This window comes from Williamsia sp. DF01-3 (assembly GCF_023051145.1).
Taxonomy (GTDB): domain Bacteria; phylum Actinomycetota; class Actinomycetes; order Mycobacteriales; family Mycobacteriaceae; genus Williamsia.
This window is the reverse complement of record NZ_JALKFS010000005.1, coordinates 221544-232742: the sequence shown is the minus strand read 5'-3', so window position 1 is coordinate 232742 and position 11199 is coordinate 221544. Positions and strand designations below refer to the sequence as shown.

The 11199-nt window shown below is 64.3% G+C and carries 10 protein-coding genes; 9 read left to right on the top strand and 1 reads right to left on the bottom strand.

Features of this window, described 5'->3' with window-relative positions; genetic code table 11:
• The first annotated feature begins 130 nt into the window (after nt 1-130).
• Both MVA47_RS02905 and MVA47_RS02900 read left to right on the top strand, forming a co-directional pair.
• Complete coding sequence (locus MVA47_RS02905; RefSeq protein ID WP_247206595.1) at nt 131-1564, top strand: aldehyde dehydrogenase family protein; 1434 nt, start codon at nt 131-133, stop codon at nt 1562-1564.
• Between the two features lie 57 nt (nt 1565-1621).
• The gene (locus tag MVA47_RS02900; RefSeq protein WP_247206594.1) at nt 1622-2095 is read left to right on the top strand and encodes a nuclear transport factor 2 family protein; all 474 of its coding nucleotides are present in this window, start codon (nt 1622-1624) and stop codon (nt 2093-2095) included.
• On the opposite strand, the gene MVA47_RS02895 is transcribed toward MVA47_RS02900, so the two are convergent.
• Entirely contained in the window at nt 2096-2626 is a 531-nt protein-coding gene (locus MVA47_RS02895) for a VOC family protein (protein ID WP_247206593.1), read from the bottom strand.
• Between the two features lie 230 nt (nt 2627-2856).
• On the opposite strand from MVA47_RS02895, the gene MVA47_RS02890 reads away from it, so the two are divergent.
• The 7 genes from MVA47_RS02890 to MVA47_RS02860 all read left to right on the top strand — a co-directional run bounded on the left by MVA47_RS02890 (nt 2857) and on the right by MVA47_RS02860 (nt 11199).
• Complete coding sequence (locus MVA47_RS02890) at nt 2857-4377, top strand: sugar ABC transporter ATP-binding protein (protein ID WP_247206592.1); 1521 nt, start codon at nt 2857-2859, stop codon at nt 4375-4377.
• Between the two features lie 230 nt (nt 4378-4607).
• Nucleotides 4608-5504, top strand: coding sequence for an ABC transporter permease (locus MVA47_RS02885; RefSeq protein WP_247206591.1), 897 nt, complete (start codon nt 4608-4610; stop codon nt 5502-5504).
• A gap of 62 nt (nt 5505-5566) precedes the next feature.
• On the top strand, nt 5567-6691 hold the full coding sequence (locus tag MVA47_RS02880; protein ID WP_247206590.1) for a sugar ABC transporter substrate-binding protein: 1125 nt from the start codon (nt 5567-5569) through the stop codon (nt 6689-6691).
• 91 nt (nt 6692-6782) lie between these two features.
• Entirely contained in the window at nt 6783-7631 is an 849-nt protein-coding gene (locus MVA47_RS02875; RefSeq protein ID WP_247206589.1) for a sugar phosphate isomerase/epimerase, read from the top strand.
• A gap of 95 nt (nt 7632-7726) precedes the next feature.
• The gene (locus MVA47_RS02870; RefSeq protein ID WP_247206588.1) at nt 7727-8701 is read left to right on the top strand and encodes a TIGR03621 family F420-dependent LLM class oxidoreductase; all 975 of its coding nucleotides are present in this window, start codon (nt 7727-7729) and stop codon (nt 8699-8701) included.
• Between the two features lie 5 nt (nt 8702-8706).
• Nucleotides 8707-9753, top strand: coding sequence for a zinc-binding dehydrogenase (locus MVA47_RS02865; protein ID WP_247210541.1), 1047 nt, complete (start codon nt 8707-8709; stop codon nt 9751-9753).
• Nucleotides 9754-9879: 126 nt separating this feature from the next.
• Entirely contained in the window at nt 9880-11199 is a 1320-nt protein-coding gene (locus MVA47_RS02860) for a serine hydrolase (RefSeq protein WP_247206587.1), read from the top strand.

Here is an 11199-nt window from a genome sequence, read left to right as displayed (position 1 = left end):
AAAGAACGCAGAAACTATGTACAGACTTGAAACTGAAGAGTTACTTGACACCGAATCCGCAAAGTAGTTTACGCTGGCTGTGATGGTCGCCACTCGGTGTTCATCGCACGACGAAGTGGAGGCGCCCAGAATGGACGATCGCACCGAGCTCTATATCGACGGCACGTGGGTGCCGTCGGACGGTGGAGGCACGATCGACGTCTTCGAGGCTGCCACCGGCGGCCTGTTGGCCCGCGTCCCTGCAGGCACAGAAGCTGATGTCGACGCTGCGGTGGCAGCGGCAAAAAGGGCGTTCCCGTCGTGGTCGCAATCGCCGGTGGCCGACCGCGTTGCGCTGCTCCGACGCTTCGCCGACGAACTCCAGCAGCGCGAGGACGAGTTGGCCGAGACGATGGCGCGAGAGGTCGGAACACCGATCGCACGGTCACGGAGCGTGCAGGTGGGCCTGGGCGTGACGATCTTCCGATCGATGGCCGACGTCCTCGAGACACTCCCGATGGAAGAACGGCGCGGAACGTCGTTGATCCTCAAGGTTCCCGCAGGTGTGGTCGGTGCGATCACTCCGTGGAACTACCCCCTGTACCAACTGGCGGCCAAGGTCGCGCCGGCGATCGCGGCTGGGTGCACCACCGTGGTCAAGCCCAGCAGCGTTGCTCCGCTTGCTGCCTTTGTGGTCGCCGACATCGCTGACGCCATCGGATTGCCACGCGGCGTCCTCAACGTGGTGTCGGGTTCTGGTGGCCGCGTCGGCGAACGGCTCGCCGGGCACCCGGACGTCGATCTGGTGAGTCTCACCGGGTCGACATCTGCAGGAGCTCGAGTCGGTCAGCTGGCTGCAGCTGGAATCAAGAAAGTGACACTCGAGTTGGGAGGGAAATCGGCGTTCATCGTGGCCCCTGATGCGGACATGGACGCGGCGCTGAACGCCGCTGTTCGTAGCTGCTATGTCAACAACGGCCAGACCTGTACGGCCACCACCCGGTTGCTCGTCCCGGCCGATCGGCTCGACGAGGTGGAGCGGCGACTGGTGGAACTGGTCGGCTCTCAGACGATCGGCGACCCACTCGACGAAACGGTCGATGTGGGACCGATGGCCTCACAGGACCAGCAGCAGTCGGTGCTCAAACATCTCGCGGACGTGCCGGCGGACGCGACGTTCCTGGTGGGCGGCCCCGGCGACGTGGACGGGCTCGATGAACGACTGCGGTCGGGCTACTTCGTGCGTCCGACGGTGGTCAGTCGCGTGGACAACAACACCCCTATCGCGAGGGACGAAGTGTTCGGCCCGGTGCTTGCCGTCCTCACCTATCAAGACATCGACGACGCCGTCGCGATCACCAACGATTCGGAGTACGGATTGTCAGGTGCGGTGTTCGCGGCGGACGACGACGCGGCCATCGCAATCGCCAGGCGTCTGCGTACCGGACAGGTCTCGATCAACGGAGGCCGGTTCAACGCCATGGCCCCGTTCGGTGGCATGAAGAAATCGGGCATCGGACGTGAACTCGGCCCCGATGGACTCGAGGAGTATTTCGAGAAGATCTCGCTCCAGCTGCGTAGCTGACCCGCTGCCCTGAACGAACCCGCTCACCTCAACGAACATGTGGACAAGGAACCGACCATGACCGAGACAGCCCATGTGGAGATCACCCGCTTGATGGCAAGGTTCGCGCGGGGTATCGACCTGCGGGACTGGGATTTGTACCGCTCTGTGTTCACCGATGAGATCGACATCGACTACACGAGCTATCGCGCCGGGAACGAAGGCCGCTTTCGCGCCGAGGACTGGGTGCAGCGCGGACGAATGCTGTTCCCGGGACTCGCTGCATCCCAGCACTTCCTGTCGAACCTCGACATCGACATCGACGGCGAGGAGGGCACCGTGACCTCCTACGTACGGGCCGAGCACGTCCTGCCCAACACCTCCGGAGACTCGATGTTCACCATCGGCGGCTACTACACCGACGGGGTGGTGCGGGTTGGCGGAGAGTGGAAGATCCGGAGCAAACGGCTCACGGTGCTGTGGAACTCGGGCAATCCGCAGGTTCTCGCCCTCGCCCGGGATCGGGCAGCCGAACTGCTGGCGGCCGCCTGATCACATCTGGCGCACGGGGTCGGTGCCGTCCCAGTTCACGGCGGCATCGGCGACCGTCCGATACAGGCGCAGGATGGACGGTCTGGGTTCGTAGATCTCCACCAGGTGGCCCAGTTGCGGACGGGCATCGTGAAACGCGAAGTCGTTGCCGTTCGGGGTGGTTGCAGAAAGTAGTGCCGGCCAACCTGATTCGGCGTACACGCGCTGTTGCTCGGCGAACGACTCCACCATGACCGCGACGTGGTGGATGCTGTTCCGGACGGAGGTGGTGGCCGCGAACGCCGCGGGCTCCGCGGTGTGGGTCTGCACCAGTTCGATCTGTAGGCGACCCCACTGGCCGTAGGCGGATGAGTGGTCGAAAGCGCCCGGCGCGCCGTCGGGGCCCAGGGCGCCGGTGATGCGGTTGCGACGCACGAAAAAGGGCCCTGCGCCGAGCCGCGCCGCGAAGTCCTCGGCAGCGGACGCGACATCGTCCACCATGTAGGCGATTTGCACGACGGTCCCCAGTTGGACGTCCATATAGAAGGTCACCTCTCCTCTACCGCTCGGTAACTTCTATCTGACTGTAGATACATGTTGTCTCGATGACATCGGGTTGACGGCGGTGGCGCGGGACAACCGCCGCAGTGTGCATGAATCTGCCGGTCAGAGCCGAAAATAACAAATTGCGCAAACGCTGGACATATCCATGTACATACTTCACTATGATCCAGGTAACACAAGTGATGTTCAAGTAACTCTCCTCACGTAGGTAGGCCAACATGACAGACGCGCTCAGCATCAGCGGCCTCTCGAAGACTTTCGGCGGCCAACGAGCCCTCGATGGTGTCGATCTCTCGCTTGCCCCCGGCGAAATCCGTGGACTGGTGGGGCAAAACGGGTGCGGCAAGTCGACACTGATCAAAGTTCTTGCCGGATACCATGATCCGGACCACGGTGCGAAGATCACCGTGGCGGGAAATGAGCTGCACCTCGGAGTCCCCGGTGGTGGGGAGGCGGCCGGGCTGCGTTTTGTGCACCAAGAACTGGGCCTCGTCGAGAGTCTGGATGTCGTCGACAACCTCGCTCTGGGCCACGGTTACAAGCGCACTGCGGTCGGTACCATCGACAACCGCGCAGAACGGGCCCAGGCCAAGGAAGCGCTCGCAGAACTCGGGTTCGACCTGAACCTCAAGAAACTGGCCGGTGCGCTCACCATGAGCGAGCGGACCATGCTGGCCGTCGCACGCGCGGTCCAGGGCCGCAGCGGCGACACCCACATTCTCGTGCTCGACGAACCGACCGCCAATCTGCCTGCGGCCGAGGCGGTTCGATTGTTCGACCTGGTCCGAAAGATCCGCGACCGCGGTGTGGCCGTACTGTTCGTCTCGCACCACCTCGGAGAGGTGTTCTCGCTGTGCGACAGCGTCACCGTGATGCGCGATGGCAAAGTCGTCACCACACGCCCCCTCGAGGGGCTCGATGAACCCGGTCTGGTGGAACTGATGATCGGCCGCCGAGTCGAGGAGTTCCTCGCCGAGCCCGAAGAGACAACACATGCCGGAGCGCCTGCGCTCGAGGTCGATGCACTCACCTGTGGTGCCGCACACGAGCTCAGCTTTGCGATCCATCCCGGAGAGGTCCTCGGAATCGCCGGGATCACCGGTTCGGGCCGCGAACACATCGTCCCGGCGCTGTTCGGCGGCGAGAGCCGCGCAGGCGCGGTGACTGTCGATGGCAAGGTCATCGAGCAGGGCCGTCCCGATCTCGCGATGTCGGCAGGGATGGGCTGTGTTCCCGCCGAACGTCTCAGCAACGCCGCGTTCGCGACCGCATCGTTGCGCGAGAACGTGTCCGTGGCCGACCCGTGGGCGTACACCAGCGGTGGCTGGCTCCGTGCAGGACGTGAGAAGTCCGATGTCGCAACGTGGCTCGAACGCCTCGGGGTACGCCCAACCGGTGACACCGAGCGGGCCCTCGGCACCCTCAGCGGTGGCAACCAGCAGAAGGTCATGCTGGCACGCTGGCTGCGGCGCAATCCGCGTGTACTCCTACTCGACGAGCCCACCCAAGGGGTCGACATCGGCGCCAAAGCCGACATCCATGCGCTGATCGACGACGCCGCGGAGAAGGGTGCCGCCGTCCTGGTGGTCTCCACCGACCACGGTGAATTGACGAGGCTGTGCGACCGCGTGATCGTCCTGTCCGCCGGACGGGTCGTGGACGATCTGCGCCGGCCGCGCATCGAACCCGATCGACTGACCGCCTCCACTCTCAAGAAGCCCGCACTCGCCGAGTCCTGAGCCCTCCGCGGCCGCCGTCTCGCGGCATCGCAGCGGACCCGATGCCCGATCCGCCGCAGCGACACCTCCTCTACCTCCGGGCACCACGTCGGTGAAAGGAACACCATGACAACACAATCCCCTGAAGAGACGGCGACATCACCAAGGGTCCACCGCCCACGGGCGGTCATCAAGCCGGGCGCGGCAAGCGCAAGATCAACCTCGGTCTCGACCGGTTCAGCGGAATCTATGTGTGGGTTGCCATCATCGTGCTGTTCGCGATCTGGATCCCCGACACGTTCATGACCGAGGGCAACTTCCGGATCATCGCCGGCGACCAGGCGATCACCGCTATGTTGGCGATCGGATTGATCGTTCCCCTGGCGGCGGGAGTCTTCGACCTCTCGATCGCCGGCGTGATGGGCTTCTCGGTGGCGATGGTCTCGTACCAGTTGTCCAAGGGGATCAGTGCACCGATCGCGATCATCACCACCTTGCTCTGCGGGGCCCTGATCGGTGCGGTCAACGGGTTCGTGGTGGTCAAACTCCACGTCGACTCCTTCATCGCGACCCTTGGTATGTCCAGCATCCTTCTGGCAGGCACATATTGGGTCACCGACGGAAAGCAGATCACCGAGGGCTTCACCGACGGCTTCCTCGATCTGGGCAGCAAGCCCTTTCTCGGACTGCCCCTTCCGTTCTTCTACATGATCGCCGTCGCCGCCGTGATGTACGTGATCTTGGAAAAGACTCCCCTCGGCCGGTACCTGTACGCCACCGGTGGCAATCGCCAGGCGGCCAGGCTCGCCGGACTACGGGTGGAACGAATCATGTTCGGCGCGTTGGTCACCTCGGCGACCGTCGCGGCCCTCACCGGTGTCATCCTGGCTGCCAAACTGGGGACCGCCGCACCTGACATCGGACCCTCCTATCTGTTGCCGGCGTTCTCCGCGGTGTTCCTCGGTTCCACTCAGATCCGGGCCGGAAGAGTCAACGTGCTCGGCACGCTGATCGCCATCTACCTCCTGGCGACGGGCGTCAAGGGGTTGCAGCTCGCAGGTGCGCCCAGCTACGTCAACGACCTCTTCAACGGTCTCGCCCTCATCGTCGCCGTCGCCCTGGCGGCCCGTACCGCCCGTCGCGCCTGACGGCCCGGTCTCCGAACGTCTTCTCCACCCGGCCTATCGGCCACCCCTCGAAAGGAATGCATGTGAAAACGACAACCTGGACAAAGGCGTTCGTTGCCGTTGTCTCCGCGAGTCTGCTCGCCACCGCGTGTAGCAGCAGCGACGACGGCGGCTCCAGCCAGCCGGCAGACATCGCCGCCGCGCAGGCGGTGACCGATCAGTACGAGGCCGCGCCGACCAACCTCGTGCTCGACACCCCGCTGAGCAAAGCCCCCGAAGCGGGCAAGTACGTCATCAGCATCGAGACCCCGCAACCGATCTCGAGTGCCAAGGACGACGCCATCCAGCAGGCTGCCGATCTGCTCGGCTGGCGGTACCAGCGGATCATCATGGGAACCGACGCAGAGGCCGCACCCAAGGCGATGGATCAGGCCATTGCGCTGAAGCCGGATGCCATCCACTTCTCCGGCACCCCGGTGTCGATGCTGAGCAAGCAGATCGAGTCCGCGAAGGCGGCCGGGATCACCGTGATCGCCGACAGTGTCGGTGACGAGCCGATCCCCGGCGTGATCTCCACATCCTTGGATGGAACTGCGCAGGTGCAGGAGTGGGGAAAGATGGTGGCCAGCCAGGTTGTCGTCGACAGTGAAGGCGATGCGAACGTCGCGGTCTTCACGATCACCGATTACCCGATCCTCAACGTCTTCACCGATGCCTTCACCGCGCAGATGAAGGCGCAGTGCCCGGGCTGCAAGGTGGAGATGGTCAATCAGCAGGTCACCGACCTCGGTACCAAGACCCCTCAGAGCGTGGTCAGCACGCTGCAGAGAGACCCGAACATCAACTACGCGGTCTTCTCGTTCGGTGACCTCGTGCTCGGTGTGGACGCTGCACTGCGCGGTGCCGGCCTGCAAGACCAGGTGACCTTTGCCGGTCAGACCCCCACACCGGACAACCTGAAGTCGCTCGAAGACGGTGACAACAGCGTGTGGGTCGGTTTCCCCGTGCAGATCCTCGGATGGCGCGTACTGGACATGCTGGCCCGCTCGTTCAACGGCGACGACCTGAAGCCCGCCGACGATGCGTTCCTGCCGACCCAGCTCCTCAACAAGGACAACATCGGATCGGCGGTGATCGACGACAAGACCGGCTTCTATGTCGGAGTCGCCGACTACCAGGACCAGTTCAAGGCCCTCTGGAAGAAGTGATCTCTGTGTAGGTGAGGAACTGCCCGGGGCGAGCACCATGCCCCGGGCACTTCCGCGCGACCGGTGAGACGCCCGAACGATCGGAACCCGTATGGAACAGCCTCCACAGCAACGAATCCTGTCGTTGTCACACCTCTCGGCGATTCAGGTGCCGCCGCCCCAGTTCATCGAGAACGCCGCGGCGGCGGGCTTCAACGCAGTCGGACTCCGGGTGGCACAGACACCACGAGACCGCGGGTTCCAGTTGCTGGAGGGTTCGGCTCTTCTCCGCGACACCAGGCAGGCGTTGCACGACAACGGAATGCGCGTCCTCGATGCCGAGGTGATCAAACTGCACCCGGGCAGCTCGCGCGAGGACTGGATGCATGTGCTCGAGGCCGGACAGGCCTTGTCGGCGTCGTACTTGCTCGTGACCGTTCTCGACGACGACTACCAGCGGGCGACCACGCTGTTCGGTGAACTCGCGGCTGCCGCCGCCGATCATGGTCTGCGGTGCTGCCTCGAACCGATGATCTTCAGTGCCGTCCGCGACATGGATGCCGCGGCTCGCTTCCTGGCCGACGCGGGTGACGGCGGCTCGGGCATCCTGCTCGACGCGTTGCACGTTGCCCGGGCCGGCACGCCGATCGACGACATCGCAAGGCAGTCGCCGGACCTGTTCCCCTATTGCCAGTTGTGCGACGCACTTTCGGCCGAACCGGCCACGGATGAGAACGCAGCGATCACCGAAGCGCGCCAGCACCGGCTGGCGCCCGGTCAGGGGGTGCTGCCGTTGGCCGATCTGGTCCGCGCATTGCCGCCGACGGCCGCGATCAGTGTCGAGGCGCCGTCTGACCGCGGCTCCGCCGATCCCCGTGGGTGGGCGGCCGAGCTGGGTGCCGCTGCTCGTGAACTCTTCGAGTACCTGGACCGTGACCGAACGGCAGCTGCGGGTCACTGACCCGAACCGACCCCGGACCGTTCAGGCCACCAGACCAACAAGCCCATCGGCCCATCTGGACGACAGAAACACACAACAGGACGAAAGTGGAAGTCATGACACACCAGACCCGCCCGTTTCGATTCGCTGCGCAGGTCTACCGCGCGAACACCGGCAAAGAGTGGCGCGACGTGGCCCACAAGGTCGAGGACATGGGCTATTCGGCGCTACACGTCTCAGATCACTACATCGGACCGGGCGCTGCCCTGGACCCCACCGGCCATCGGCCGGTGACGATGGCCCCGATCACGAGCATGGCTGTCGCGGCCGAGGTGACCGAGACCCTGAAGGTGGGGTGCCGAATGTTCTGCACCAGCTACCACGAACCGGTTGTGCTGGCCAAAGAGGCTGCAACGCTTGCGATGTTCGCGCCCGACCGGATCGAGATCGGGTTGGGAGCGGGATGGCTCGGGGCCGAATACGAAGCCATGGGTATCGATTTCCCTTCGGCGGGATCTCGGGTGGACCGTCTCGAGGAGACGATCGAACTCATCGCCCAGCAGTTTCGCGGCGAACAGATCGACGTGGACGGCAAGATCGTCAAGGCCGCGGGGTTCGCTCCGCTCCCCGTACCCGAGACCGCGCCCCCGATCATGGTCGGAGGCGGCGCTCGCCGGGTCCTGACGCTCGCCGGTAGGACCGCCGACATCGTTAGCATCAACTTCAACAACCGTTCGGGTGTCCTGGGTTCGGACAGTGTGCTCACCTCCACCGTCGAAGAGACCCACAAGAAGATGGGCTGGGTTCGGGACGGCGCCGGCGATCGGTTCGGAGACATCGAGATCGAGACCGGCGCTTATTTCGTGGCGATCGAGGGCAAGACCGACATCACCGAAGACGCCCTGATCGATCGAACCGGCTTCAGCCGACCCGAGCTCCGGGCATTTCCGCATGCTCTCGTCGGGTCCGTCGATGACATCTGCGAGCAGCTCGAACAACGTCGCGAGGAGTTCGGATTCTCCTACTTTACGATCGGCGATAGGGCCTACGAACAGTTTGCGCCCGTGGTCGAGCGCATGAGCGGGAAGTGAAAAGCATGGTTACCGACGGACAGAACAAGTACGTACACATGGTGGCGCCGCAGACAGCAGAAACCGCGCTGGAGTCCGACCCGGTCCCAGCGCCGAACGGCGTGGTCGTGGACATCGGCTATTGCGGCATCTGCGCCACCGATACCCACGGCTACGCATCCGCCGGCCTGCCGCCTGCCGTCTTCGGACACGAGTGGATGGGCACGATCAGCGCGGTCGGTGAGGAGGTCACCGGACTCTCGGTCGGACAACGTGTGGTCGCCGGTGTCGGGCCGGCGTGTGGCCAGTGCGCTCAATGTCGCGCCGGGCATGCGGCTCACTGCGACCTCGCGTTCGCCGAAGCCAACGGGATCACCGACGATGCCCCTGTGCACGGCGGGTTCGCGACCAGGCTCAAAGTGTCTGCGCGCAGGGCCATTCCGATCCCGGACACGATCTCCGACGAGGAGGCGGCCCTGATGGAGCCGGCCACCGTCACCTTCCACGCGGTCAAGCGCGCCGGTATTCGCCTCGGTGCCGCCGTGGTGGTGCAGGGAGCGGGACCGATCGGTCTGCTCACCGCCCAGCATGCGAGGGTGGCGGGTGCCGGCAGGATCATCGTGAGCGAGCCTTCGCCCGCTCGGCGCTCGGCGGCCGTCGATCTGGGGTTCACCGAGGTGGTCGAGCCGGGCGATCTGAAGGCGCTGCTCGCGGAGGCCACCGATGGACTGGGCGCGGATGTGCTCTTCGAATGCACAGGCGTGGCCGAATTGCTCCAGCCCTCGGCCGAACTGGTCCGTCGAGGCGGAACTCTCGCATTGCTGGGCTACCCGGGTACCAATTCTTCGGTGAGCTACGGAGACTGGCAGAGTCGCGAGCTGACGGTGATCGGTTCCCTGGCGTATTCGCACGAGGACTTCCTCGGCGCCATGACACTCATCGCCGCCGGCCGGGTGGATGTGCGCTCCCTGCACACGGGCACCATCGGCCTCGATGAGCTGGTACCCATGTTCGCCGAACTGGATTCGGGAAAGAGTCGTCACGCAAAAGTTCTGGTGGACCCCAAGAGGTAATATCCCTCGCGACGGTGAGCGCAGGCGAATTCACCCAGGGTTTCGTAGTGGAATCGTTGAACACCAGGTAGTCTCCCGATGATTCGACCTGGATGAGAGACGCAGATGATTCGTACCGGCAAGCTCATGGGAACTTCACTCGCCGCGGTGTGTGTCATCGCCACAGCGTGTACGTCCTCCGACAGCAATTCGCAGTCGTCGACATCGCCGCCCGCCGGTTCGGCGGCGGCCACGAGTCCGAGTTCGGCTGCGCCGGCGTTCGCCGCCGAGCTGACGCCGCTGATCGAGAAGACCATGGCAGACAACGTCATTCCTGGTTCCGTGGTGACGGTCAGTTGGCCTGGACACGGTGACTGGGCCCAAGCCTTCGGAACACGCACCATCGGAGCGAACGATCCGATGACCGTCGACGACCATTTCCGGGTCGGGAGCAACACCAAGACGATGACGTCGACGGTGATCCTGCAACTGGTGCAGGAAGGCAAGCTTGCTCTCGACGATCCGATCGGAAAGTACATTCCCGGGGTCCCGATGGGCGATCGCATCACCGTGGCCCAGCTGTCCGAGATGCGTAGTGGGCTGTACAGCTACACCCTCGACCCCGGCTTCAACGCAACGCTCGACGCTGATCCCGGCAAGGTGTGGCAACCTCAGGAACTCCTCGACATCGCCTTCTCTCACGAGGTGCAGTTCGAACCGGGGGCACGGTTCGACTACTGCAACACCAACATCGTCCTTCTGGGGTTGCTGATCGAGCAGCTCACCGGGAAGACCGCATCGGCGGCGTTCTCCGAGAGGATCTTTGAGCCGCTGGGACTGAAGAACACCTCGTTGCCGCCACCCGCGGATGCCGCCATCCCGGACCCACACCCCAACGGCTACTCCTTCGGGACCAATGTGTCGACGATCAACACCTACGAACTGCCCGCTGCCGAGCAGCCTTTGGCGCTGAACGGAACACTCAAGCCCAACAATGAAACCGACGCGAACCCGTCGTGGGCGTGGACGGCGGGTGGAGCGATCTCGACCATGCGCGATCTGTCCACCTACGTTCGTGCGTTGGTGGGTGGGGGTCTGCTCGATCAGCAGATGCAGCAGATTCGGCTGTCCAGTATCACCCCGACCGTTCCGGACAACCCTGCCGCTGCCGGTTACGGGCTGGGCATCGCCCGGTTCGGTCCCGAGCTGACCGGACACGACGGGCAGATCCCAGGGTTCATGACATTCATGGGCCACGACCCGAGCAGTGGACTGACGATCACTATCGGCACCAATCTTGCCACTGTGCCCACCGGCGAGGGTTCGGCGCTGACGATTCTCAAGGCCATCATGCCGGTGTTCTACGGCGAGGGATCGGTGCCGGGGGCCGACCCGGCAGCGGCACCGTCCTCCGCGGTGGCTCCGAGTTCAACGAGCATGCCGACCACGCCGTCACCAGGCAACTGA